24 protein-coding genes are annotated in these 23,811 nt (G+C 72.0%); 9 read left to right on the top strand and 15 right to left on the bottom strand.

Annotated elements, in window-relative coordinates:
* The first annotated feature begins 25 nt into the window (after positions 1-25).
* From ABZV94_RS09575 to ABZV94_RS09555, 5 genes are all read left to right on the top strand, one after another.
* Positions 26-997 (top strand): NADPH:quinone oxidoreductase family protein, encoded by a 972-nt coding sequence (locus ABZV94_RS09575; RefSeq protein WP_356338975.1) that lies wholly within the window; start codon positions 26-28, stop codon positions 995-997.
* A complete protein-coding gene (locus ABZV94_RS09570) occupies positions 994-2,175 on the top strand; it encodes an acyl-CoA dehydrogenase family protein (protein WP_356338973.1) in 1,182 nt (393 codons plus the stop codon). The genes ABZV94_RS09575 and ABZV94_RS09570 overlap by 4 nt, the downstream gene beginning before the upstream one ends.
* Positions 2,172-3,257 (top strand): acyl-CoA dehydrogenase family protein, encoded by a 1,086-nt coding sequence (locus ABZV94_RS09565; protein WP_356338970.1) that lies wholly within the window; start codon positions 2,172-2,174, stop codon positions 3,255-3,257. The genes ABZV94_RS09570 and ABZV94_RS09565 overlap by 4 nt, the downstream gene beginning before the upstream one ends.
* Positions 3,258-3,414: 157 nt before the next feature.
* Positions 3,415-4,278, top strand: a complete 864-nt coding sequence (locus ABZV94_RS09560; protein ID WP_356338969.1) for a phosphatidylinositol-specific phospholipase C/glycerophosphodiester phosphodiesterase family protein — start codon at positions 3,415-3,417, stop codon at positions 4,276-4,278.
* A 103-nt stretch (positions 4,279-4,381) separates the two neighbouring features.
* Positions 4,382-4,576: a hypothetical protein gene (locus ABZV94_RS09555; protein WP_014671248.1), complete on the top strand. Its 195-nt coding sequence runs from the start codon at positions 4,382-4,384 to the stop codon at positions 4,574-4,576.
* Between the two features lie 10 nt (positions 4,577-4,586).
* Here the strand turns inward: ABZV94_RS09555 and ABZV94_RS09550 are convergent, their stop codons facing one another.
* Both ABZV94_RS09550 and ABZV94_RS09545 read right to left on the bottom strand, forming a co-directional pair.
* Positions 4,587-5,759, bottom strand: coding sequence for a phosphodiester glycosidase family protein (locus ABZV94_RS09550; RefSeq protein WP_356338966.1), 1,173 nt, complete (start codon positions 5,757-5,759; stop codon positions 4,587-4,589).
* A 141-nt stretch (positions 5,760-5,900) separates the two neighbouring features.
* Complete coding sequence (locus tag ABZV94_RS09545; protein WP_356338964.1) at positions 5,901-6,260, bottom strand: DUF779 domain-containing protein; 360 nt, start codon at positions 6,258-6,260, stop codon at positions 5,901-5,903.
* Positions 6,261-6,395: 135 nt separating this feature from the next.
* Here ABZV94_RS09545 and ABZV94_RS09540 point away from each other — a divergent pair, with 135 nt between their 5' ends.
* Positions 6,396-6,905, top strand: a complete 510-nt coding sequence (locus ABZV94_RS09540) for a hypothetical protein (RefSeq protein ID WP_356338962.1) — start codon at positions 6,396-6,398, stop codon at positions 6,903-6,905.
* Positions 6,906-7,024: 119 nt separating this feature from the next.
* Here ABZV94_RS09540 and ABZV94_RS09535 read toward each other — a convergent pair whose 3' ends face one another.
* Complete coding sequence (locus ABZV94_RS09535; RefSeq protein WP_356338960.1) at positions 7,025-7,663, bottom strand: DedA family protein; 639 nt, start codon at positions 7,661-7,663, stop codon at positions 7,025-7,027.
* 216 nt (positions 7,664-7,879) lie between these two features.
* Between ABZV94_RS09535 and ABZV94_RS09530 the strand changes: the two genes are divergently transcribed.
* Positions 7,880-8,704, top strand: a complete 825-nt coding sequence (locus tag ABZV94_RS09530) for an SDR family oxidoreductase (RefSeq protein WP_356338957.1) — start codon at positions 7,880-7,882, stop codon at positions 8,702-8,704.
* A 70-nt stretch (positions 8,705-8,774) separates the two neighbouring features.
* Entirely contained in the window at positions 8,775-9,632 is an 858-nt protein-coding gene (locus ABZV94_RS09525) for a hypothetical protein (RefSeq protein WP_356338955.1), read from the top strand.
* 80 nt (positions 9,633-9,712) lie between these two features.
* On the opposite strand, the gene ABZV94_RS09520 is transcribed toward ABZV94_RS09525, so the two are convergent.
* The 12 genes from ABZV94_RS09520 to ABZV94_RS09465 all read right to left on the bottom strand — a co-directional run bounded on the left by ABZV94_RS09520 (position 9,713) and on the right by ABZV94_RS09465 (position 22,003).
* Positions 9,713-10,450: a PIG-L deacetylase family protein gene (locus ABZV94_RS09520; protein WP_356338952.1), complete on the bottom strand. Its 738-nt coding sequence runs from the start codon at positions 10,448-10,450 to the stop codon at positions 9,713-9,715.
* A gap of 26 nt (positions 10,451-10,476) precedes the next feature.
* Positions 10,477-11,481, bottom strand: coding sequence for a ParB N-terminal domain-containing protein (locus ABZV94_RS09515; protein WP_356338949.1), 1,005 nt, complete (start codon positions 11,479-11,481; stop codon positions 10,477-10,479).
* A 1-nt stretch (position 11,482) separates the two neighbouring features.
* Positions 11,483-13,009 (bottom strand): long-chain fatty acid--CoA ligase, encoded by a 1,527-nt coding sequence (locus tag ABZV94_RS09510; protein WP_356338947.1) that lies wholly within the window; start codon positions 13,007-13,009, stop codon positions 11,483-11,485.
* Positions 13,006-14,253 carry a 5-aminolevulinate synthase gene (gene hemA, locus ABZV94_RS09505; RefSeq protein ID WP_356338944.1) on the bottom strand — a complete coding sequence of 416 codons (1,248 nt, stop codon included), beginning with the start codon at positions 14,251-14,253 and terminating at the stop codon, positions 13,006-13,008. The genes ABZV94_RS09510 and hemA overlap by 4 nt, the downstream gene beginning before the upstream one ends.
* A gap of 48 nt (positions 14,254-14,301) precedes the next feature.
* The gene (locus ABZV94_RS09500) at positions 14,302-15,882 is read right to left on the bottom strand and encodes a fatty acid--CoA ligase family protein (protein WP_356338941.1); all 1,581 of its coding nucleotides are present in this window, start codon (positions 15,880-15,882) and stop codon (positions 14,302-14,304) included.
* 192 nt (positions 15,883-16,074) lie between these two features.
* Positions 16,075-16,902, bottom strand: coding sequence for an SAM-dependent methyltransferase (locus tag ABZV94_RS09495; protein WP_356338939.1), 828 nt, complete (start codon positions 16,900-16,902; stop codon positions 16,075-16,077).
* Between the two features lie 23 nt (positions 16,903-16,925).
* Positions 16,926-17,165, bottom strand: a complete 240-nt coding sequence (locus ABZV94_RS09490; protein WP_356338937.1) for a phosphopantetheine-binding protein — start codon at positions 17,163-17,165, stop codon at positions 16,926-16,928.
* Complete coding sequence (locus tag ABZV94_RS09485) at positions 17,146-17,580, bottom strand: 4'-phosphopantetheinyl transferase superfamily protein (RefSeq protein WP_356338934.1); 435 nt, start codon at positions 17,578-17,580, stop codon at positions 17,146-17,148. The genes ABZV94_RS09490 and ABZV94_RS09485 overlap by 20 nt, the downstream gene beginning before the upstream one ends.
* Complete coding sequence (locus ABZV94_RS09480) at positions 17,577-18,419, bottom strand: hypothetical protein (protein ID WP_356338932.1); 843 nt, start codon at positions 18,417-18,419, stop codon at positions 17,577-17,579. The genes ABZV94_RS09485 and ABZV94_RS09480 overlap by 4 nt, the downstream gene beginning before the upstream one ends.
* Positions 18,416-19,285, bottom strand: a complete 870-nt coding sequence (locus ABZV94_RS09475; RefSeq protein WP_356338929.1) for a diiron oxygenase — start codon at positions 19,283-19,285, stop codon at positions 18,416-18,418. Before ABZV94_RS09475 ends, ABZV94_RS09480 begins: the two co-directional genes overlap by 4 nt.
* 25 nt (positions 19,286-19,310) lie before the next feature.
* Positions 19,311-20,591, bottom strand: a complete 1,281-nt coding sequence (locus tag ABZV94_RS09470; protein WP_356338926.1) for a cation:proton antiporter — start codon at positions 20,589-20,591, stop codon at positions 19,311-19,313.
* Entirely contained in the window at positions 20,588-22,003 is a 1,416-nt protein-coding gene (locus ABZV94_RS09465) for an NAD(P)/FAD-dependent oxidoreductase (protein ID WP_356338925.1), read from the bottom strand. Before ABZV94_RS09465 ends, ABZV94_RS09470 begins: the two co-directional genes overlap by 4 nt.
* A gap of 300 nt (positions 22,004-22,303) precedes the next feature.
* Between ABZV94_RS09465 and ABZV94_RS09460 the strand changes: the two genes are divergently transcribed.
* Entirely contained in the window at positions 22,304-23,803 is a 1,500-nt protein-coding gene (locus tag ABZV94_RS09460) for a carboxylesterase family protein (protein WP_356338923.1), read from the top strand.
* Positions 23,804-23,811: the final 8 nt, after the last annotated feature.

The following is a 23,811-nucleotide window of genomic DNA, read 5'->3' as shown; positions in this document are numbered from 1 at the left end:
CGAAGCAGTCCCGTGGAGGCCCCGCATGCAGGCATGGCAAGTGCACGAGAACGGCGAGCCGAGCGAGGTGATGCGCCTGACGGACGTCGAGCGGCCCACGCCCGCCGACGGCCAGGTCCTGCTCAGGGTGCGCGCCGCCAACGTCAATTTCCCGGACGCGCTGCTGTGCCGCGGCCAGTACCAGGTGCGTCCGCAGCTGCCCTTCACACCCGGCGTGGAGATCTGCGGCGAGACCGAGGACGGCCGCCGGGTGATCGCCAACCCCGCGCTGCCCCACGGCGGCTTCGCCGAGTACGCCCTCGCCGACGCCCGCGCCCTGCTCCCCGCACCCGAGTCGCTGGACGACGCCGAGGCCGCCGCCCTGCACATCGGCTACCAGACCGGCTGGTTCGGCCTGCACCGCCGCGCCCGCCTGGAGGCCGGGGAGACCCTGCTGGTGCACGCCGCCGCCGGGGGCGTGGGCAGCGCCGCCGTGCAGCTGGGCAAGGCGGCCGGTGCCACGGTGATCGGTGTCGTGGGCGGCGCGGACAAGGCCGCCGTCGCCCGGGAGCTGGGCTGCGACGTGGTCGTCGACCGGCGCTCCGAGGACGTCGTCGCCGCCGTGAAGGAGGCCACCGGCGGCCGGGGCGCCGACGTCGTCTACGACCCCGTCGGCGGCGAGGCCTACGCCCAGTCCGCCAAACTGGTCGCCTTCGAGGGCCGGATCGTCGTCGTCGGATTCGCCAGCGGCGCCATCCCGAGCCCCGCCCTCAACCACGCCCTGGTGAAGAACTACTCGATCGTCGGCCTGCACTGGGGCCTGTACAACACCAAGAACCCGAAGCTGGTCCAGCGCTGCCACGAGGAACTGACCGAGCTGGCCGCCCGGGGCGCGATCAAGCCGCTCGTCAGCGAGCGGGTGCCGCTCGCCGAGGCGGCCGGTGCCGTGCAGCGGGTCGCCGACGGCGTGACCACGGGCCGGATCGCCGTCGTGCTGGAGAACGGAGCCGTCGCATGACCGACGCCGGAGAACTGCGCCGCCGCACCCGGGAGTTGCTCGCGCAGCACCCGCCCGCGAGCACCGACCGCCTGGACTTCCTCCGGGCCCGCTTCGACGCCGGCCTCGCCTGGGTGCACTACCCGGAAGGCCTCGGCGGGCTGGGCGCCCCGCGCACCCTCCAGGGCGTCGTGGACGCCGAGCTGGCGGCGGCCGGCGCCCCCGACAACGACCCCCGGCGCATCGGCATCGGCCTCGGCATGGCCGCACCGACGATCCTGAAGTACGGCACCGAGGAGCAGAAGCGGCGCTACCTGCGCCCCCTGTGGACCGGCGAGGAGGTCTGGTGCCAGCTGTTCAGCGAGCCCGGCGCCGGCTCCGACCTGGCCGCGCTCGGCACCCGGGCGGTCCGCGAGGACGGGGACTGGGTGGTCAACGGGCAGAAGGTGTGGACATCGAGCGCGCACGTCGCCCGCTGGGCCATCCTCATCGCCCGCACGGACCCGGACGTGCCCAAGCACCGGGGCATCACCTACTTCATCTGCGACATGACCGATCCGGGCGTCGAGGTCAGGCCGCTGCGCCAGATCACCGGCGAGGCCGAGTTCAACGAGGTCTTCCTCACCGGCGTCCGCATCCCCGACGACCGCCGCCTCGGCGAGATCGGCGACGGCTGGCGGGTCGCCCAGACCACGCTGAACAACGAACGCGTCGCCATCGGCGGCATGGCCCTGCCCCGCGAGGGCGGCATGATCGGCCCGGTCGCGAAGACCTGGCGCGAACGCCCCGAACTGCGCACCCACGACCTGCACCAGCGCCTGCTGAGGCTGTGGGTCGAGGCCGAGGTCGCCCGGTTCACCGGTGAACGCCTGCGCCAGCAGCTCGTCGCCGGCCAGCCCGGCCCCGAGGGCTCCGGCATGAAACTCGCCTTCGCCCGCCTCAACCAGGAGATCAGCGGCCTGGAGGTCGAACTCCGCGGCGAAGAGGGCCTGCTGTACGACGACTGGACCATGCGCCGCCCGGAGCTGGTGGACTTCACGGGCCGGGACGCCGGCTACCGCTATCTGCGCTCCAAGGGCAACAGCATCGAGGGCGGGACCAGCGAGGTCCTGCTGAACATCGTCGCCGAGCGCGTCCTGGGCCTGCCCGCCGAGCCGCGCACCGACAAGGACGTCGCCTGGAAGGACCTCGCCCGATGACCGACCTGCTGTACTCCGAGGAGGAAGAGGCGCTGCGGGCCGCCGTCCGCGACCTGCTCGCGGACCACTGCGCACCGGCCGACGTGATCGCCCGCGCCGAGTCGGACGCCCCGCACGACCGCGCCCTGTGGAAGCTGCTCGCCGACGGCATGGGCCTGGCCGGCCTCCTGGTGCCCGAGGAGCGGGGCGGCCAGGGCGCCTCCGCGCGGGAAGCCGCCGTCGTGCTGGAGGAGCTGGGGCGCGCGGTGGCCCCCGTGCCCTACCTCACCAGCGCGGTCGTGGCCACCGAGGCCCTGCTCGCCTGCGACGACGCCGAGCTGCTGGGGCAGCTGGCCTCCGGGCGCACGATCGGCGCCCTCGCGGTCGGCCTGCACACGGCGCCGGGCGCCGACGCCGCGGCCGTCCACGTGGAGAACGGCACCCTGCACGGTGAGCTGACGGGCATCGCGGACGCGTCCGCCGCCGACGTCCTGCTCGTCCCGGGCGACGACGGCGGCCTGTACGCCGTCGCCGCCGACGCCGTCGCCGTCACCCCGCAGGCCTCCCTGGACCTGACCCGCCCCCTGGCGAGCGTGCGGCTGGAGGGTGCGCCCGGCCGCCGGGTCGGCGCGGCCGGACCCGCCGTACGCCGTGCCCTGCGCGCCGCCGCCGGACTGCTCGTCTCCGAGCAGCTCGGCGTCGCCGACTGGGCGTTGACGGAGACCGTCCGGTACCTGAAGGAGCGCAAGCAGTTCAACCGGCCGGTCGGCGGCTTCCAGGCGCTCAAGCACCGGCTCGCCCAGCTCTGGCTGGAGTCCGTGCACCTGCGGGCCGCCGCCCGTGCCGCCGCCGACGCGCTCGCCACCGGCGAGGACGTGGAGGTCTCGGTCGCCGTCGCGCAGGCCTACGCGGCGCCCGCCGCCGTCCATGTCACCGAGGAGGCGCTGCAGCTCCACGGCGGCATCGGGATGACCTGGGAGCACCCGGTCCACCTGTACCTGAAGCGGGCCAAGGCGGACTCGATCGCGTACGGCACGGCAGGCGCCCACCGGGAGGCGCTGGCCGCGCTGGTCGACCTCCCGGCACCCCTCCAGACGCCCTGACACGCCCACGGTGAAGCCCGCCCCACCCGGGGCGGGCTTTTCCGCGTGCGCACACCGGTGAAGTGAACAGAGCGCCAACTCCCCGCGAGGAAGGGACCCTTCGGTGGCGAGTGCACGCATACTCTCCCCGGTCCCCATCACCCCAGGGAGGCAGTGCATGGCCCTCACCACCCGTCGCAGAGCCCTCACCACCCTCGGCGCCGCCCTCGCGGGCACGTTCGTCCTGCCCGCGAGCCACGCGCTGGCCGGTGAGCGGACGCGTCATCCGCGCCCGTTGCGGCACGCCCACGCCCACAACGACTACGAGCACCCGCGGCCCCTGTTCGACGCCCTCGACCACCGCTTCGGCAGCGTCGAAGCCGACATCTTCCTCGTCGGCGACCAGCTCCTCATCGGTCACGAGGCATCCGACCTCGACCCGTCCCGCACCCTCGAGTCCCTCTACCTGGAACCGCTCGCCGCCCGCGTCAAGGCCAACCACGGCCAGGTGTACCGGGGTTCGCGCCGGCCGCTCCAGCTGCTCATCGACATCAAGACCGAGGGCTCCGCCACGTACCTCGAACTGGACCGCCACCTGCGCCGTTACCCGCGCCTGTTCACCCGGTACGCGCACGGCCGCGTCCACCCCGGCCCGGTCACCGCGGTCGTCTCCGGTGACCGGGCGGCCCGTACCCCGATGGAGGCGCAGACCGAGCGCCGCGCCTTCTACGACGGCCGGCTCGCCGACCTGGGGGGCCCCGCGCCTGCCTCCTTCATCTCGCTGATCAGCGACAACTGGACGCAGAACTTCACCTGGACGGGCGTCGGGGCGTTCCCGGAGGCCGAGCGGGACAAGCTGCGGAGCATCACCGGCGCCGCCCACGCGCGCGGGCAGCAGGTCCGGTTCTGGGCCACCCCCGACGCCGCGGGCCCCGCCCGGGACGCGGTGTGGACGGAACTGCTCGCCGCCGGGGTCGACTACCTCAACACCGACGACCTCGCCGGCCTGGAGGCCTTCCTCGACGCCCACCCCTCCGCGTAAGACCACACGATCGGAGGACACGTCAGCAGCCCGGACGAACCCTCCGCTACGCCACACTTGCGGCCGAACGCCGCACACGGGGCGTGGCGGAGGAGGGTTCCCGATGGTCATTTCCATCTCTGTGGTGCTGCTGCTTCTGGTCCTGGCCGTGATCTTCATTCGCAACTGCTCACTGAAGATCTCGCACGCCCTGGTCTGCCTGCTGCTCGGCTTCTACCTGGCCTGCACCAGCATGGCGCCCACCATCCAGAGCGGGCTCACCGCGACCGCCGAGCTGGTGGGCAGCCTGCGGCCCTGACCGGCCGGCCTCAGGCGGCGGAGAAGACGCCGATGCCGTTGGGCACCGGACGCTCGGCACCGCCGCTCGGGTGGTTGCGCACCGTCACGCCGGCGTCGTCCGCGTCACGCGCGACCAGCTCCGTCGAGCCGCCCCCGTCGAGGTTGAAGGCGGCGGTGGCCCCCAGCGCGCGCATGGTCTGCGCCTCCTCGGCCACGGTCAGCCCGCCGCGGTAGTGCGCCGAGCCGTCCAGCGCCAGCAGCAGCATCTGCCGGCCGCCGCCCTTGTATCCGACGGCCGTCCGTACCGCCGAGGTGCTGTCGTCCAGGCCGGACAGCGGGCTGCCGTCGCGCAGGATCGGGAAGCCGCCGATCGCGAACGCGTACGGCACCCCGGACGAGGACGCCACCAGGGTGTGCGTCACGTCCACCGGGTCGCCGACCGACAGCTTGCGCAGCTGCCGCGCGCCCTCCTCGCGCCCCACCAGGACCGTGGTGTCCGCGGGGATCGAGCCGCCGCCCGGGGCTTCGGAGGCGGAGACCACCTTGCCCCCGCGCACCTTCACCTCGTACGTGTCCTCGCTGCACGGCGCCGCGCGGGCGGTGTCCGTGCCGCACACCGCCCGCACCCGGGAGGCGCTGCCCCAGCGCGAGGTGAAGGCGCCGACCGAATCCACCGGCAGCGCGTACTGGTTGAGGCCCTTCAGCGGCAGCTGCCCCTCCGGTGTGCCGACCGAGCCGGAGAGGGAGAGGCGGTCCAGGCGGGCCCGCCGGTCGGTGCCCACGCCGAACACGTCCCGGGTGGTGGTGCCCGGGGGCAGCGCGGGCCCGAACCGCTGGCCCTTCGGCACCGCGGCCTTGAGCACCCGCCCGTCGGCCACGGCCGGTCCGACGGGCGCGCCCGTGGCCTCCACGCCCGGGTGCTGGGTCTCGGTGATGTTGAAGAAGTCGCCGTTCACCCCGGCGACCGCACCGGCCGAGTCCGCCAGCCGGGAGACGGTCGCGCGGGCCGCCACCGCCCCCGGGTACAGCAGGTCGACGTGGACGTGCGGGTCGGCCAGGTCCACCGTGACCAGATGCGCGCGGGCCGTCCCCGCCGCCCCGTCGATGTCGAACTGCCGGTACGTGACGCCCGGCGCGAGCCGTCTGCCCACCGGCGCGGCGCCGGCCGGTGCCGCCTCCGCCAGGGCAGCGCCGGCCAGCACACCGAACGCCGTGACAACCGTGAGAACCGCTCTGCCCGCTGCCGAACGCCCGCGAGGTCCCGCCACCGTGCCCCCTGATGTCTCGTCAACTGTCCTCGGTTTCAGGGGCAGTGGACCAGACCCGGACGACCGGCGGGCCGACTAGGCGTCGACGACGCGAGAACGGGTGAGAAAACGCACCCCCTCGGGTGCCTCCAGGGAGAAACCGCTGCCTCGTCCCGGCACGACGTCCACGATCAGCCGGGTGTGGCTCCAGGCCTGGTACTGGCTGCGCGACATCCAGAACGTGACGGGCTCCGGCACGCCGTCCACCGTCAGCTCGGCCAGCAGCACGTCCGAGCCGCCGGTGCGGAACTCGCCGTCCGGGTAGCACATCGGGGCGCTGCCGTCACAGCAGCCGCCGGACTGGTGGAACATCAGCGGGCCGTGCTCGGCGCGCAGACGGCGGACCAGCTCCGCGGCCTGCGGGGTCAGCGCGACGCGCGCGATCTCCTCTTCCATGTCACCGTCCTGCACAGCGGGGGCGTCGGATCGTCGGCTCCAGTCTCACGGATGGCCACGAACCCGTCCAGAACGCCTCGTTGCCCTGGTAGCCCCGACCCGCCCGCTCCCGTCGCGCGCTGGGACAATGGGGGCATGCACCCTCTCTTCCCGAGCCCGCCCGAGCCGCGCTTCGTCCCCGCCGGCGAACACCCGCTGTGGGACGCGGCGCTGGTGGCGGTCAACCGGGACCTCGCGGCCACCCTGCCCGGGCAGACCCCGCTGCGCCTCATCGCGTACCCGGCGGACGAGCACGAGGACGAACAGCTCTACGTCGCGCTGGCCGACGGCAACGCGCACGGCAACTCCCTGTGCCCGGCCGGCTCCGCCGACTGGGCGCTGCGGTACGTCGCCGAGGCCGCCCAGGACACGATCACGGGGTGCCTGTGGCAGGCGTGGCCGGTCTGCACGGTCCACGGCCTCGGGATGCACCTGGGGGAGGAGCCCGGTCGTCCCGTCTGGCGCTGCGCCGGCGGCGGCCGGCCGGGCGATCCGGCCCACGTACGCGCGGCGGTGGGGGAACTGGACACGGTGCACCGCCCGCACCGGCCGAACAGGAAGCGCCGCGAGGAGGGCGGGCGGCGGGAGGGGCCGGGAGGACGGTAGGGGGCGGGGCGGCCGGAGCGCGGGAGGAGCGGGCGGCCCTGGAGCTGTCCCAGGGCATCCGGTGCCGTCCCGTTCCCGTGGGGCCGGTGCGGACATCCGGCGGGTGAGCCGGGGCGCGTTCAGCGGGGGGAGTCGCGCCGGTCCCGGCGGGCGCGGAGGGCCTCGGGCACCAGTGGAAGCAGCGACAGGACGACGACCACGGCGACCAGCGGCAGCAGATAGTCGTCGATGTGCGGCACGGACGCCCCCAGGGTGTACCCGGCGAGCACCAGTGCCTGCGACCACAGCACACCGCCCACCGTCTGCCAGAGGGTGAAGGTCCGCACCGGCACCCCCAGGGCCCCCGCCACCGGGTGCAGGACGGTCCGCAGCAGCGGCACGAACCGGCCGATCACCAGCGCCTTGCCGTAGCCGTACCGCGCCAGCAGCCGTTCCGCCCGCGCCGCCGCGCCCTTCACGCGCCCGCTGTTCGTGCGCGCGAGCAGCGCCCGGCCGCCGTGCCGCCCGATCAGGTATCCCACCTGGCCGCCCGCCACCGCCCCGATCGCCGCGCACGCGAGGACCTGCCACAGTGCCAGCCGCGGCGGCTGCTGCGCGCTGCCCGCGCACAGCACACCGGCCGGGAACAGCAGCGTGTCACCGGGCAGGAAGAAGCCGACGACCAGCAGACCCGACTCGGCGAAGACCACGGCCAGGACGCCCAGCGCGCCGAAGGCGGCCAGCACCGAGGCGCTGTCCATCGGGTTGACGGCGATCAACGGCCACGCCTCCCGGCTTCCTCGGGGACCTTGTCGCTCCCCAGCATCACCTGTCCGGCGCACGAGTGCGCGCCGGTCGCGGGGAACAGCCGTACGAGACCAGCTATCGCGATATGTCGCCGAGCTGTCGTGGTGTGCGATTGAACAGATCGACAGGAATCCCGGCACGCCCCTAACGTCGGGCCCACATGCCGTACGCCCATGAAGGAAGGCACCTTGTCTGGACTCGAGAGCGTCGGTTCCACCAAAGTCGCGCTGGTCACCGGAGCGGCCCGCGGAATCGGCCGGCAGATCGCCATCACCTTGGCCAAGCACGGCTACAGCCTGGGCCTCGTGGACAAGCTGCCGGCCGAGCTTTCGGTCACCGCGGAACACATCGAGAGAATGGGTGGCGAGGTCGTCACGGTCACCGGTGACGTGACGAATCCGGAGAACGTCGACCACTGCTGCGACGCCGTGGAGAAGCGCTTCGACGGCATCGACGTCCTCGTCAACAACGCCGGGTACGCCGGACGGTTCGGCCGCTTCGCCGAGACGGACCCGGACGACTGGTGGGAGGTCATGACCACCAACGTGCGGGGGCCCATGCTGTTCTGCCGCCGGCTCGTGCCGTCCATGCTCGACCGGGGACACGGATACGTGATCAACATCAACACCCGGGTGGCGGTCCGGGACGACGGGCCCCCCACCTTCAGCGCGCTGGCCGCGTCCAAGGCGGCGCTGGCGCGCTTCACCGGCGCCCTCGCGCACGAGACCGCCGGCCGCGGTGTCGTGGTGCTCGACGTCAACCCCGGGATGGTGCGCACCGCGATGACCGAGCAGCGACCGGACTACGACCGGATACCGGACTCGGCGTTCCTGCCGGTGACGGTGTCCGCGAAGAAGATCGCCGCACTGGTGTCCGGTCGGTACGACATGCTGCACGGGCGGTTCGTCCACGCCCGCGACGACCTGGACGAGCTGGCCGAGCAGGTGACCCGTGACCCTCGGGCCCGCGTCCTGTGCATCGGCACCACGGGCCCCGGCGATCCGGTCGGATGACGGCGGGAGCGGCCTGCCGCGATTCCTCTTCCTTCCACGACCCTGCTGTTTTTCCTGCCCGGGAGACCCGATGGACGAAAAGCTGATCGGCCAGGCGATGCGTCAGCTCCAGATCTACGCCGCCATGGTCTATTTCGCTCCGGAATACGACGAGGAGCTCGGCGCGGCGGGACTGGAACCCGGTGTGATGTGCTACTTCGGGGGCCGGGCGGCGCCGATGGGCGCGGTGGCCGCCTCCGTGGTCCACGCGGCGTTCTACAACTTCAACCCGGAGCGGGTCCGTGAGAACGTTCCGCGCACCTGGGAGCTTTCCAGCCCGGCCAAGCTGGTGGAGGCCCGGCTCGTGGCCGTGGACCGCGCGCTGCGGCGGATGCTGGGCCCCGACGTGCTCGCTTCGCCCCCCGTCGCCGAGGCCGCCGAGCTGGCGCGCCGCGCCGCGCTGAGCGCCGACTGCGAGGGGCGTCCGCTGGCCGCCGCCCACCAGGAGCAGGACTGGCCGCGGGAACCGCATCTGGTGCTGTGGCAGGGCCTGGCCATCCTGCGCGAACACCGTGGGGACGGGCACATCGCCGCCCTGGTCGACGCGGAGCTGGGCGGGCTGCAGTCTATGGTCAGCCACTCCGCGACCCACGCCGGCTTCCTGCCGTCGTTCGCGCAGTCCCACCGCGGCTGGTCGCGGGAGCAGTGGGACGCCGCCGTCGAGGAGCTGCGCCTGCGCGGTGTCGTGGACGCGGCCGGTGACATCACCGAGCAGGGGGCCGAACTGCGGGCCCGTATCGAGGCGGACACCGATCGGCTGGCCGTCCCGCCGTGGCGGGCGCTGGGCGAGGAGGGCGCGCAGCGGCTCACCGAGGTCGGCGGAGAGTTGTCCAAGGCGTTGGTGGCGGCGGGGTGTCTGCCGTCCGAAGGGGTCTTCTTCCGGCGCTGACCGCCCGGCCGGCCGGGGCGCGGAACGCGAGTTCGCCGTGGCGGCAGCCGCGGCGCCACGGCGAACTCGGTGACACTAGGTCAGTCGTCGGAGGCGAACCTGATCACCTCGAAGGGGGTGGCGATCTTGCAGCCGAACAGGGTGCCCGCGCGCCGGCCGAGGGACTCCAGGAACTCCTCCGGATCGAAGTCGGGCCGGCCGAGGCCCTTGATGTAGGCCTCGTGGGCCCGCAGCGAGGCCACGCCTCGCGGGAACGTCTCGGTGACGTCGACCCCGTGAGCGGCCAGCGGGGAGTGGGCGACCCAGACCTGCCGTACGCCGCCCCACGGCTCCAGACCCTCGTCGAGCAGATCGGTGAAGACCCATCGGTTGGCGGCGTCCCGGATCCCGTCCAGGATCGCCCGCCCGGTGGCGATGTGGTCGGAGTGATTGAGCGGGGCGTGCTCCCGGCCCAGTTCCTCGGCGTTCCAGGTGTCACGGAGATTGTTGGTGATCACGATCTCGGGGCGCCGGAGCCGGATCTGCCGTGCGATGGCCCGCCGCAACGGCAATCCGTACTCCAGGACACCGTCCGGGAACCCCAGGAAATCCACCGTGCCGACCCCGGCGATCGCGGCCGACGCGCGCTGCTCGGCCTCCCGCACGGCCCGCGCCCGCTCCGGCGGCATTCCGTCGATGCCGGCCTCCCCACTGGTCACCAGGCAGTAGGACAGCGTCTTTCCCTGCGCCGTCCAGCGGGCTATCGCGGAGGCGGATCCGTATTCGAGGTCGTCCGGGTGTGCGACGACCGCCAGGCCTGTCTCCCAGTTCTCGGTCAAGGGTGCGAGCCTGTTCGCGGGCTGCGTCACGATTCTCGTCCTTTCGTCTCTGGTTCCGGCCAGGAGGCCCTGGACTGGTCACGCAGGCTCTCGGAGAGGGCGTGCCATCCCTCCGCGTAGGCCTTTGCGAGATCGGCGATGCGTTCACGGCAGTGCGGCGGTGCCTGGCTGAGCAGGGCGGCGCACTGCTCGTGGCCCAGCGCGTGGGCGTGCAGCCACCGCAGCAGCTCGCGTCCCGCCTCGGAGGACCTCAGGGCGGGATCCCTCCGGAGCGTCCGCAGCAGGGTCTGCGGATCGTGTGCCGGGCCCTGCCGGGCCGGTGCGCGGCGGCACGCCACGCCGCTCGCACCGCCCGATCCGGCCGGCACCGGGTCCTCCCCGCGCGCGATCCGCCGGCGGACGTCCAGTACGGTCGCCGGCGAGATGCCCACCTCGCCGGCTATGTTCCGCAGCGACCGGTGGGGCTCCAGCGCGAGGAGCCTGGCCGCGAGCCGGCGCCGGGCCGCGCCGTCGACCGGCCGTCCGCGGCCGTCCGCGCCGATCCGGGTGTTCGACCGCGGATGCTCCGCACTCGCACGCCGGAGCCTGGCGACCGTCTTGTCGGACAGGCCGGCGGACGCCGCGAGGGACCGGTCCGACCGGTCGGGGAACATCCTGACCAGCCTGGCTGCCGCCGCCTTGCGCTCGGAGAGGGACAGCGGCAGCCCATGGGCCCGGTTGGCCGTGACCGACAACAGGAACGCTTCCTCCGGGGTGCCGTCGAAGAACCGGGCCCTGATCGTCCGTTCGCCCCGGAGCAGCGCCGCCCGGCTCCGGTGGAGGCCGTCGACGACGGTCATGGAGGACCGGTGGACGATGATCGGCGGCAGCCTCTCGGCGGCGATCTCCGCCAGCGCCCTGGTGTGCTCGACGTCCTCCTCGCGGAATCGGGGAGACCCGCCGAATCTGAGGTCCTGGAGGAGGACTTCCACGGTTCCGGCCGGACCGGACGTCCTCGATGCGTTCTGCACGAGCTGCAAGCGCGCCCCCATGCTACGAATAGAGGTGTACCAGAAGGCGTTTGAGTACCTTGCCGCTGGGACCGGTGGGCAGGGACTCCGCGAACTCGACGCGCCGCGGGTACTTGTAGCCCGCCAGATGCTCCCGGCACCAGGCACCGATGTCGGCGGCCAGCGCCGCGTCCCGGGAGAACCCCGGCCGGGGCACGACGACCGCGCAGACCTCCTCGCCCAGGCGGTCGTCGGGGACACCGATGACGGCGGTCTGGCCGACGGCGGGATGCCGCAGCAGCACCTCCTCGACCTCGCGGGGATAGACGTTGTAGCCGCCCCGGAGCACCACGTCCTTCTTCCGGTCCACCAGCCGCAGCCGACCGTCCGGCTCCAGCACGCCCAGATCACCCGAGCGGAACCAGCCGTCGACGAGGACGGCGGCCGTCGCCTCCGGCCGGCCGAGGTATCCGGACATCACGTTGTGGCCGCGGATCACGACCTCTCCCATCGTGCCCGCGGGCAGCAGCTCGATCCGGCCCTCCAGACCGGCGCGGGCGATGCCCACCTCCACACCGGCGATCGGCGTTCCGACCGTGCCCGGCCGCGTGACCGATCCCGGCTGGTTGTAGGCGACGCACGGGGAGGTCTCGGTCAGCCCGTACCCCTCGTACACCGGGCAGCCGAAAACCTCCTCGACCCTCTTCAGGACGGGCACCGCCAGGGCCGAACCCCCGCTGTACGCCCGCCGCAGCCGCGGCGCCGGCGCACCCTCGCCGACCGCCTCCAGCAGCGCGTGGTACATCGTCGGCACCCCCATGAACACCGTGCAGCCGTGCTCGGCCATCAGCGTCAGCGCCGTGGTCGCGGTGAACCCGGGCATCAGCACCACCGTCGCACCGGCGTGGAACGCCACGCCCATGACACAGGTCTGGCCGAAGGTGTGGGACAGCGGAAGACCGCACAGCAGGACGTCGTCGGGCCGGACGGCGAAGGGGGACACGGCCGTCACCTCGATGTTGGTGACGATGTTGCGATGCGTGAGCATCGCCCCCTTGGGCCGGCCGGTGGTGCCCGACGTGTAGAGGATCGCGGCGATGTCGTCGGGCTCGCCGCCCAGGCGGACCGCGTCGGCGGGCGCCGGCGCGAGGGGGTCCAGCCGTATCCCGTCCGGGTGTCCGGCCCCGAGCGTGCACAGCGTGATGCCCGCGGCGGCCGCCGCCTTCGCGCCCTCGTCCACGGTCGTCTCGGCGCAGATCAGCGCGCGTGCCCCGCTGTCCGCCAGGACGAACTGGATCTCGCCGGCCCGGAGCCGGGTGTTCAGCGGGACCACGGTGGCCCCCGTAGCCAGCGTGCCGTAGTACGCGACCGGGAACCGCGGGCTGTTCGGCAGCAGCAGCGCGACGCGGTCGCCCGGCCCGATGCCGTGCCGGCGCAGCTCGGCGGCACAGGTCCGAGCCCGTTCCCACAGCACCCGGTAGGTGAGGGCGGTGGACTCGAAGACCAGCGCCGGCTCGTCCGGCCGCCGTGCCGCGGTGTCGGCGAGCACGGCGGCCAGGGGTCGTGTCACACCACTGCCTTCGCGGTGGAGGCCGCTCCCCGCCGCATGGAGACGGTGGGGATGTTCAGGTCCAGCCAGATTCCGGCGAGGGCCGACGCGAACTCCTTCACGTCCGTGGTGGTGTGGGTCGCGGACGGGGCGATCCGCAGCAGCTCGTCTCCCGGGCGCACGCTGGGGGCGTTGATGGCCTGCACATAGATCCGGTGCCGGTCGAGCAGGAGCGCGGACGCCCGTTTGCACAGGGCGTCGTCGCCGACCATCGCCGAGACGATGTGCGAATCGGACGACTTGAACGGGATGCCGGCGTCGTCGAGCAGACGGTGCAGCAGCTGGGCGTTCTCGGCGAGCCGCCGCCGCTCCGCCTCGGACCCGCGCAGATGCCGTACGGCGGCGAGCGCCCCCGCCGCCGTGGCCGGCGGCATGGACGTGGTGAAGACGAAGGCGCGCGAGGTGGTCCGGACGTAATCGACGAGCGCCTTCGGCCCGGCGATGTAGCCGCCCACCGTCCCGAGTCCCTTGGCGAGCGTGCCCATGATGACGTCGAACCGGTCGGCGATGCCCTCGCGTGCCGCGATGCCCGCGCCCTGCGGACCGTACATGCCGATCGCGTGCACCTCGTCCAGGAACGTGGTCGCGCCGTGACGCTCCGCCAGATCGGCGATCTCGGCGAGCGGGGCGATGTCACCCGACATCGAGTAGACCGACTCCAGCACGATCAGCTTCGGCGCCTTCGGGTCGGTCTCGGCGAGCAGCCGCGCCAGATGCCCGACGTCGTTGTGGCGGAATATGCGTTTGGTCGCTCCGCTGTGCCGCAGCCCGTCGATGATCGAGGCGTGGTTCAGCTCGTCCGAGAACACGACCGTGTCGTCCGGGGTGCCCGCGAGCACCGTCAAGGCGCCGTCGTTGGCCGCGTACCCGGAGGAGAACAGCAGCGCCGCGTCCTTGCCGTGCCAGTCGGCGAGTTCCCGCTCCAACTCCACATGGCAGTGGTTCGTGCCGCCGATGTTGCGCGAACCGCCCGATCCCGCGCCGTACTTGGCCACCGCGTTGTGCACCGCGGCCAGCACCGCCGGATGCTGTCCCATGCCCAGGTAGTCGTTGCTGCACCACACGCTCACCTCGGTGGTCCCGTCGGGCACCCGGGCCATGGCGCTCGGGAACTGCCCGGCGCACCGGCCGATCTCCAGGAACTCGCGGGTGTGCGTCTGTGCCGGTGTGATGGTGGTCGTGAAGTGTTCCAGATGTGCGGTCATGGTTCTCCACATCGCCTTGAAATCGTCTTGGAGGAGGCCCGCCTGCGGTCAGGCGTGCGAGGCGTGTTCCAGTCGCAGGCGTGGTTTGTCGGGCTTTCCGGCGGCGTTCAGGGGGACTTCGTCGAGGACGAGGACCTGTTCGGGGACGTGCGCCGGGGAGAGGATGTTGCCGAGGTGTCCGCGCACCGCGTCGACACGCACCGAGGCGCCCGGGCGCAGGGTGATCGCCGCGTGCAGGTGCTCCAGGCCGTCCTTGCCCAGGAAGCCGTACACGACCGCCTGCGCGATGCCGGGAAGCGTGAGCATCGCGCGCTCGACCACCGTGGGGTACACCTTGACCCCGTCGATCTTGACCATGTCGGCGACCCGGTCCAGCAGATGCAGATAGCCGCGCTCGTCGCGGTAACCGATGTCGCCGGTGTGGTACCAGCCGTCGCGGAGCACCCGCGCGGTCAGCACCTCGTCCAGGTAGCCGTCCATGACGTGGGGGGAGCGCACCCGCACCTCACCGACCTGCCCGTCGTCGAGCGGGGCGCCCGATTCCAGGTCGCTGATACCGATCTCGACACCGGGGAACGGACGTCCCACCGTCCCCACCAGGTCCGGGTCGGTGTGGTCCGACGGCGCGAGGAAGCTGATCCGGGCGCTCTCGGAGGTGCCGTACTGCTGGAACAGGCTCGGCCCGAACAGCCTCACCGCCTCGGCCAGCCGCGCCGGTGCCGCCGGGCTCCCCGCGTAGTCGAGGCGGCGCAGGCTGCCCAGTCCGGCGGCCTCCGCGTCGGCCAGCCCGCGTTCCTCCAGGCGGTCGAGAAGCCGGTACAGATGGCCCGTCGCCATGAAGGTCCGGGTCACCCCGTGCTCCCGCACCGCGTGGATCCACGGGTCCGGCGCGAACTCCTCCAGCAGCACCAGCCGGCCCCTGTCGATCAGCGCTGCGTCGGCCAGCTGGCCGACCGTCTGACTGAGCGGGGTGCCGATCAGCGCCGTGATCCGCTCGGCCTCCCGGCCGAGGGCGATCGTGCCGTACACCACGCTGTCCCAGGACCGCCGCGACTTCCTGATCCCCTTGGGCCGCCCGGTGCTTCCGCTGGTGAAGGCGATGGCCGCCAGATCCTCCGGCGACCAGGGCACGGGCGCGGCCGGACCCGGGTCGTCGCCGGGCGTGACCTCCACCGCACCGGGCACACCCGGGCCGATCAGCGGTATCCCGGCCAGCCGTGCCAGCCCCGCCGCCCGGTCGGCACTGTCCCGGTCGGCGTACAGCACCGCCGCCCCCGTGCCGCGGAGGATCTCCAGCTGGTCGTCGACCGACAGCATCGCCGTGCTGGAGCCGGGATTGGTCGACCGCAGATGCGCGACCGCCGCCCGCAGCAGATGGGCCGCGTGCCGCACGCCCAGGATCTCCGGGCTGTTCGACGCGGTCAGCACGCCGACGACCGTGCCGTGTCCCACCCCGCAGGAGTGCAGGGCCCGGTAGGTCCCGGTCACCGCGTCGAGGTGCGCCCCGGCGGTGATCCACCGTCCGCGGTAGTGCAGTACCGGTCTTCCCGGTTCCTTCGCGAGCACGGAGAGCAGCTCGGCCACGTATCCGCCCGCCGCCGCCCACCATTCCCCACTGCCGGTCGCCATACTGATCTCTCCCTCCGACCCGGTTCTCTCTCGCTGACGGGGTTCGCTGACAGGGAAGGCCTGCGAGCTGGAACGGCATCGCAGCAGCCGGGACGGGCGCCGCGGGGCAGGCCCCTGGGGGCCGGACGGACCGGGTTTCCCCGCCGGCCGGCTCCCGGCCGCCCACGCGCTCGCCGCCCGGTCGGTCCGCTGTCAGCCGCCCACGAACTCCGCGCGCACCAGCCAGCTGCGCGAGGGCCCCTTGCGGTCCCGGGGCTGCACCTGGAACGGCCAGTCCTCGTGCGCGGTGCTCGGCTCGCCGGGTTCCCTCACCTCGCGCGCCTTCCAGCCGGTCGAGGCCAGGTACTCCTCGGGCTCGTCCGTGCCGAACAGCCACGGCGTGCCGTCCTCCTCCAGGTTCCGGCGGAACTCCCGGGAGAACGGGCTGCGCAGCAGGGCCTGGCTGACGAAGTCCACGCCCAGCCAGCTACCGGGCGCCGACGCCGAACCGAGGGTCCGCAGCAGGTTGGTCGCCTGCTCCGGGGTGAGGAAGAACATCAGCCCCTCGACGATCCACAGGGTGGGGCGCAGGGGGTCGAAGCCGGCCTGCTCCAGCTCGGGCAGCCACTCCCGGCGCAGATCGGCGGCCACCTCACGGCGTGCCACCCGCGGCTGCGCCGCCAGCCGGCTCAGCCGGCGGCGCTTCTCCTCCAGCAGCGCCGGGAAATCGACCTCGTACACCGTCGCGTCGTCCGGCCACCCCAGCCGGAACGGGCGGGTGTCCATGCCGGCGGCGACGAACACGATCTGCCGGATGTCGTTCTCCGCGAGGATCTGCTCGATGCTCTCGTCCAGGTACCGGGTGCGTATCGCGATGAACGGGATCAGCCCGCTGCCGCGGTTCTTCTCCAGCAGCTCGAATCCGCGCGGTGCGGCCAGCGAGCGGGCGAAGCGATCCTGGAAGATCGCCCGGTCGCCGCGCTCGGTCTCCAACGCCCGCGCCGCGGCCGTCCACTGGGCCGTGTACGAGACGGCTTCCATGAGTGCCTCCCTTCCGGTGCGTGTCAGGCCGCGACGAAGAACGCCTTCTCGATGGCGGCGAGGGTCTGGAAGTCCTGGATGTCGATGTTGTCGAAGTCGATCTCCACACCGGTGGCGTTCTCGATCACGTAGACCAGCTCGACGAAGGTCAGCGAGTCGACCAGGCGGGTCTGGATCAGGTTCTCCTCGGCGTCGATGGTCCGCCGTTCCGGGTGCCGCTTGAGGATCCACGTGCGGACCTCGTCAATGCCCGTCGCTGTCATGTGCACTCCTGTCCTCAGGGTCGCGCGTGTTGTCTGGGGTGCGGGCCGTGAACGCCACCGCCACGGCACAGGGGTCGTCGTGGGTGATGCTCACCGAGATGTCCTCGATGCCGGCGCGCCGGGCCAGTTCGGCGGCCCGGCCGGCCAGCCGCACCACGGGCCAGCCGCCGTCGGCGGTGAGGATCTCGATGCCGCGCCACGGCAGGGTCTGGTCGGGCGCGTGGAACAGCTTGAACACCGCCTCCTTGGCGGCCAGCCGGCCGGCGATGCCCGGGACGTCCGGTCCGGTGGCGCCGCGGGACAGCCGGATCTCCTCGGCGGAGAGCATGCGGGCCAGCAGGGACTCGTCGCGCACCAGGTCCCGCACCCGGCCGAACGGGACCATGTCGATGCCGACCCGGCAGACCGGCGTCACCGGACCGACGCGGCGGCGTCCCGTACCGCCGCGTGGGCCTCGGGGGCGCTGCCGTGCGTGTCCAGCAGCACGGCCAGCCAGCGCTCCAGGCCGAACGCCACGCAGCTGGTGTACGCGTGGCCGGGTTCGCCGGCGAGCCGGATGCGGCAGCGCTCGCCGAAGAAGTTGCGGTGCGTGTTGACCGACGCGATCGCCAGGTCGCCGGCCTGGAACTCGTACTTGACCGGGCTGAGCCGGGACATCAGCGCCCGCGCGCCGTCGTTCTCGAAGAACGGGTCGGTGGCGGCCACCCGGTCCAGGCGCAGGCCCAGCGCCGCACCGAACGCGGTGATCCGCTCGGTGAAGTCGGCCAGCACCCGCTGGGTGTGCGCGTAGGAGCCCAGCGCCACGATCTCCCGCATCTGGAAGCTGGCCAGCCGGCGCAGCGGGACGTAGTGGTCCTCGTTGCGGAAACACCGGTTCACCAGGGTGATCAGCGTGTCGTGCTCCAGTTCGACGCCTTCGTGGAACAGGTAGGCGCCGAAGCAGGTGGCGTGCGGCAGACCGAGCCGAGCCTCGCGCAGCGCCGCCGGGGCGAACCGGCCGTCCGCCGGTGCGTCCGGCCCGCCGTCCAGTTCCAGCGGGGCGGCGACCAGGGCGAGGTGCGGGAAATTCGTGTAGACGTCGAACTTCTCCAGGTCCGCGACGGGATACATCGGTGGCGGCAGGATCTCCCGGGCACCGGCGGCCCGCCCCCACCCGGCGAACACACCGTCCAGTTCGCGCAGGAGATCCGTCTGGTCGGGATCGAGAATGGTCAGCGCGCCGGTGTGCGTGACCGGCGTGGCCTCGGCGGTCATGAGATGATCCCGATCTTCTGGAGGAATTTCGAGGTCTTGCGGAACACGCTCTGCTCGAACTCCGCCCGCGCGGGCGACTCCAGCAGCTCCTGGCGCACGGCCAGGGGGTCGGCGATGCCGGCGTCCCGGTAGACGTGCGGGTTGAACAGCGACTCGAAGCTGTACGACATGTACCGGCGCAGGTACTCGGCGATCTCCGCGAGTTCCCGCTCGGTCGCGTTCCGCCGGACCTGGGCGAACAGCGCGGTGACCAGTTCACGGCCGAAGGCGATGTGCCGGGACTCGTCCTGGTGGTGGATCCGGTTGATGGCCCGGATGGTGTCGTGCAGCCGGTCGTCCACGGCCATCCGGGAGTTGAAGTGGTCGACCAGTTCCTCGAAGATCAGGATGCGTGCGAAGACCAGCAGACTCTCCACGTCCGACTTCGGGATCGCCACGCTCGCCCCGGCCGGCTGCCGGTAGATCCGTCCGCCGTAGCGCAGGCAGAATTCGGCGAAGAACCACATGTGCTCGTTCTCCTCACCGATGAAGTGGTGGAAGAACTTCGACGGCGTCTCGAATCCCTTGGTGTGGATACGCCGGGTGACCTCGATGAGCAGTTCCCGGATGCCGTGCACGTTGAGGCTGTAGAAATTGATGCTCTCGTGCTTCGAGAGCGCGTACAGCTGCTCCTCGGTCAGACGGGATGCTACGGCGGTGCCGTGGGTGGTGGTCAGTTCCGGGCTCATCCACCACATGGCGTCCGGCAGGCTGTCCGGCCACTCGAAGAGGCGGTAGGGGTTGTAGTAGTCGTCGATCGACTTGGTGGTCAACCGGTCGAGGATCTCCAGGAATCGCTGGTCGGAATTGATCAGCTCGCTCACCATGGTGTGCCACTTCCTTCGCGGTCACTCAAGCTCTGACGCCGTCGGTAGCCGGTTCGACGTGGACCGGTGGCCCGTCGCCGAACGGCGCTTGGGTCGGGTCCCGGTCGACGGCGACCAGCCGTGGGGGATACAGAACGCGCAGCAGGGGGCCGGCCATCAGGGTGGTCAGCACCGCCATGAGCACCATCAGCGAGTACAGGCGCTGATCCAGCAGGCCGAGCTGCAACCCGGTGGTGAGGATGATCAGCTCGGTCAGCCCCCTGGTGTTGAGGAGGGTGGCCAGCACCGCCGAACGCCGCCAGTCGAGGCCGGACCAGCCGGCGCCGCCCGTCGCGCCGATGAACTTCCCGCCCACCGCGACCAGCATGATCGCGCCGAACTCGGCCACGCCCGAGGCACCCAGCCGGGACAGGTCCACCCGCGCGCCGGCGACCACGAAGTAGACCGGCAGCAACAGGTTCTCGGTCACCAGCCGCAGCCGGTGGCCGGCCGGCTCACCCAGACCACCCGGCCCCGCGGGCATGACCAGCCCGAACAGGAACGCGCCGAAGAGGAGATGCAGGCCCAGCCACTCGGTCGCCGCGCCGCAGCCCAGCAGCCCGGCCAGCGCCACCATGTACGGCTCCTGCGTCCGCCCCCGCCGCGTCCGCCACCGCGCCCACCGGTCCAGCAGCGGTCGTACCACCCCGAACACCACGCCCAGCAACGCGGGCACCAGGAGCAGCCGCCACTGGACGTGGCCGGAGTCCAGCATGATCGTCACCGCCAGCATCGACCAGGCGATCAGATCCCCGATCGCGGCGCTGGCGAGCGAGATGCCCGCCACCGGGGTCCCCAGCAGATCCCGGTCGCGGACGATCCGGGCCAGCACCGGGAACGCGGTCACCGACATCGCGGTGCCCAGGAACAGCACGTGGCCCAGGGACCGTCCGCCGGACGGCTCGACGACCGTCGCGGCCAGCAGGCACGCCAGTGCGAAGGGGACCGTGATCGAGCCGAGCGTGGTGCCCAGGACGACCCCGGTCTGCCGGCGCGGCGGATGCCGCGTCAGCTCCTGGCCGATCAGGAACAGGAACACCGCGATCCCGAGATTGCCCAGCGCGCTCAGGATCAGATGGATGTCCGCCGGGAACAGGGCACGCTGCACCGCGTCGGGCAGCAGCGTCGGACCGAGCAGGATGCCGGCCAGGATCTCCCCGATCACCGCCGGCTGGCCGAAGCGCGCCAGCAGCGAGCCGAGCGTCTTGGCCACCACCAGCACCGCGGCCAGGACCAGCAGCAGCGTGATGCTCTGCGCCGAGGTCACTCTGCTTCGACGGCCGGCTCGACCAGGCGCCGGATCCGCAGCTTCGGTTCCAGTTCGAGGTACAGGCCGCCCACGGCCTTGTCCGGCGAGGCGGGCATCGAGTTCATCGCCTCGTTGTGGCCGGCGAGGATGCCGCCCTCGGTGTCGATGTCGCCCTGCGAGCGGATGCGCTGCGCCACCTTGTCCAGCGCACCGGTGCCGTCGCGGGTGTCGTCCAGGTCCTCGACCCCGGTCACGATGTGCAGGAACGACTCGTACAGGTTGAGCATGTGCCGTTCCCGCCGGGTCAGCTTGTCCGCCTCGAAGAACTGCGACTCGCGGTTGTAGCTCTTGTAGAAGAAGGACACCACCACCAGCAGCCGTTCGTACGCCTGCCGGTACGCCTTGGCGAAGAACGAGGTGGCCTCGTCCTCGGACAGGTCGCCGTCGACGACGGCGGAGATGGCCGCGGCGGACAGCAGCGCGCTGAACGTGGCCAGGTGCACGCCCGTGGACAGCAACGGGTCCAGGAAGCAGGCCGCGTCACCGATCATCAGGTAGCCCGGGCCGGTGAAACGGTCCGCGCTGTACGAGTAGTCCTGCTCGACCTTGAACTCGGGCAGCCGCTCCGCCCCGTCCACCATCTCGGCGACGCGCGGGCACTGGGCGAGCGCGTCGAAGTAGACCGCCTCGATGCTGCCGAGCCGGTCCCGTTCCGCCGTGAACGCCGTCCGCTTGGCCACCAGGCCGATCGAGTGGGTGCCGTCGTGCAGCGGGATCGCCCAGAACCAGCCGTAGGGCACCGAGCAGACGGCGATCGCGCCGGCCGGTCCGCGCTCCAGGGGCTTCACCCCGCGCCAGTACGACCACACCGCGATGTTCTTGAACGCCTCCTGGTAGTGCCGGTTCTTCAGGTACTTGGTCGCCATCACGCCGGCCCGGCCGGAGGCGTCCACCAGGAAGTCGAAGCTGATGTCGCCGGTGACCGAGCGGTCGCCGGTGGCGGCCCAGCGGGCCTTGACCGGCCGGCCCTCGTTGAATTCCAGCTCGGTGACCTTCACGCCCTGCCGCACGTCGACGCCGAGTTCGGCGGCGTTGTCCAGCAGCATGTGGTCGAATTCGGACCGGATCACCTGGTAGCTGTACCCGCCGGAACCGGTGAGGTGGTCGAAGTTGAGGTCCCAGTTCTCCGGGCCCCATTCGAAGTAGGCGCCGTCCTTCCGTACGAAGCCGTATTGGTCGATCTTTTCCCTGAGGCCGAGCAGATCGAGTACCGGAAGGACCGACGGCAGGATCGACTCACCGATGTGGTATCGCGGGAATGTGGCACTTTCCAGCAGCGTCACCTGGATGCCCTGTCGCGCCAGCAGTCCGGCGGCTGTGCTGCCCGCCGGTCCGCCGCCGATCACCAGTACCTGGGTATGTTCCCCCATCACCGATTCCTCGTCTCGGTAGGTGCGAACAATCGGACGCCGGAGACGCTAGGTTTCCGAAGTCCGCGACCGCAACGACCGGAAGAGGGTGGCCACATGCGGCCACCCCGGCGGAACACCCGGCTCCGGTGCCGGCCTTCGGTGATCCGGCACCGGCCGGTACGGCAATGCGCGACCGGCCGCAGCGGTGGCCGAAAGCGGCCAGCCGCTTCCGGCAATTGCGAGCGCCGACTTCGCCTCTTTACTGTGTGGCCCGCGACGACCCAGTGCCGGGAGAGCGTATCGGGGAAAGGACCAGCATTGACCACGCAGGAGAGCGCGACGAAACCGGCTCTGGCGACCACCACGTCGGGTGTTGTCGCGGGCAGGGTCCACGAGGGCGTCATATCCTTCAAGGGAATTCCGTACGCCGCAGATCCCTTCGGTGACCGCCGATTCCAGCCGCCGCAACCCCCGCAGCCGTGGGACGGAGTGCGCGAGGCATTCGATTACGGCCCGGCCGCACCCCAGCCCACCACCTATTCACTGGTCGACGCCACACCGCTCTACCCGTGGGGAACCGACTGCCTGAGCATCAACGTCTACACCCCCGAGCTGGGGCAGGAGGCCCGGCTGCCCGTGATGGTCTGGGTGCATGCCGGCGGCTACAACACCGGCAGCGCCTCCACCTCCCGCGCGGACGGATCGGTCTTCGCCCGCGAGGGCGTCGTCATGGTCGCGATGAACTACCGGCTCGGCGTGGACGGATTCCTGTCCGTGCCGGGCGGCACCCCGAACGCCGGCATGCACGACGTCGTCGCCGCGCTGCGCTGGGTGCGTGACAACATCGCCGCGTTCGGCGGCGACCCGGACGCCGTCACCGTCTTCGGCAACTCCTCCGGCAGCGCCATCATCGCGGCGATCGCCAGGACCGTCGCCGGCGAAGGACTCATCCACCGGGCCATCCTGCAGAGCCCCTGCCCCACCCTGGTCGTCGACGCGGAGGAGGGACGCGCGGTCGCCAAGCACGTCCTCGCCGACCTGAGGGCCGAGACGGACCTGCGGGACATCCCGCTCCGGGAACTCCTCGGCCGGCGCCAGCGCGCCCTGGACGTCCGCTTCCGCGACGCCGGCCTGTGGAACCCGTACACCTACTGGTTCAGCCCCTTCATGCCCGTCGTGGACGACACCCTGTTCACCGACCCCGGGCTGCGCGGACGCATCCCGGCCTCCGTGGACCTCCTCATCGGCACCAACCGCGACGAGTCCCGCTACTTCTTCATGCGCAACGGGCAGTTCCACTCGGCCACCGAACAGGACCTCCGCGACGCCCGGGACGCCTACGACGTTCCCGACGCGTGCCGCGCCGCCGCCGAGTCCCTCTACGGACACCTGTCCCTCGGGGAACAGCTCGCCGAGACCGTGACCGACTGGATCTGGCGCGGCCCCACCATCGAACTGACCCGCCTGCACGCCGAGTCCGGCGGCAACACCTTCGCCTACGAGTTCGCCTGGCAGCAGTCGCCCGCCTTCGACGGCCGCTACGGCGCCGCGCACTTCCTCGAGGTGCCCTTCCTCTTCGACCAGCTCGACGATCCCGCCTTCGCCCCCCAGGTGGGCCCGGAAGCCCCCGCCGACCTCGGGCTCTCGCTGCGCCGCGGCTGGGTCCGGTTCGCCAGGACCGGCGATCCCGGCTGGCCCCGCTACGACGAGCGGCGCTCGGTCATGGTGTTCGACACCACCTGCCGCGTCGAGCCCGACCCCCGCGAACGCCACCGTGCCGCCTGGGACGCTCACATCGCCGGGCCCACCCCTGGGTGACCATGCCG

This window comes from Streptomyces sp. NPDC004658, assembly GCF_040609555.1.
Classification (GTDB): domain Bacteria; phylum Actinomycetota; class Actinomycetes; order Streptomycetales; family Streptomycetaceae; genus Streptomyces.
Note: the sequence above shows the minus strand (reverse complement) of the source record. Positions and strands in the feature narration are given on the sequence as shown.

Coding starts and splice junctions, on each gene's coding strand:
- ABZV94_RS09565 (WP_356338970.1), top strand. CDS start 2,172: ATGACCGACCTGCTGTACTCCGAGGAGGAAGAGGCGCTGCGGGCCGCC.
- ABZV94_RS09490 (WP_356338937.1), bottom strand. CDS start 17,165: ATGACAGCGACGGGCATTGACGAGGTCCGCACGTGGATCCTCAAGCGG.
- ABZV94_RS09475 (WP_356338929.1), bottom strand. CDS start 19,285: ATGGTGAGCGAGCTGATCAATTCCGACCAGCGATTCCTGGAGATCCTC.
- ABZV94_RS09525 (WP_356338955.1), top strand. CDS start 8,775: ATGGACGAAAAGCTGATCGGCCAGGCGATGCGTCAGCTCCAGATCTAC.
- ABZV94_RS09495 (WP_356338939.1), bottom strand. CDS start 16,902: ATGGAAGCCGTCTCGTACACGGCCCAGTGGACGGCCGCGGCGCGGGCG.
- hemA (WP_356338944.1), bottom strand. CDS start 14,253: ATGACCGCACATCTGGAACACTTCACGACCACCATCACACCGGCACAG.
- ABZV94_RS09465 (WP_356338925.1), bottom strand. CDS start 22,003: ATGGGGGAACATACCCAGGTACTGGTGATCGGCGGCGGACCGGCGGGC.
- ABZV94_RS09515 (WP_356338949.1), bottom strand. CDS start 11,481: ATGGGGGCGCGCTTGCAGCTCGTGCAGAACGCATCGAGGACGTCCGGT.
- ABZV94_RS09570 (WP_356338973.1), top strand. CDS start 994: ATGACCGACGCCGGAGAACTGCGCCGCCGCACCCGGGAGTTGCTCGCG.
- ABZV94_RS09540 (WP_356338962.1), top strand. CDS start 6,396: ATGCACCCTCTCTTCCCGAGCCCGCCCGAGCCGCGCTTCGTCCCCGCC.
- ABZV94_RS09500 (WP_356338941.1), bottom strand. CDS start 15,882: ATGGCGACCGGCAGTGGGGAATGGTGGGCGGCGGCGGGCGGATACGTG.
- ABZV94_RS09480 (WP_356338932.1), bottom strand. CDS start 18,419: ATGACCGCCGAGGCCACGCCGGTCACGCACACCGGCGCGCTGACCATT.
- ABZV94_RS09555 (WP_014671248.1), top strand. CDS start 4,382: ATGGTCATTTCCATCTCTGTGGTGCTGCTGCTTCTGGTCCTGGCCGTG.
- ABZV94_RS09545 (WP_356338964.1), bottom strand. CDS start 6,260: ATGGAAGAGGAGATCGCGCGCGTCGCGCTGACCCCGCAGGCCGCGGAG.
- ABZV94_RS09560 (WP_356338969.1), top strand. CDS start 3,415: ATGGCCCTCACCACCCGTCGCAGAGCCCTCACCACCCTCGGCGCCGCC.
- ABZV94_RS09575 (WP_356338975.1), top strand. CDS start 26: ATGCAGGCATGGCAAGTGCACGAGAACGGCGAGCCGAGCGAGGTGATG.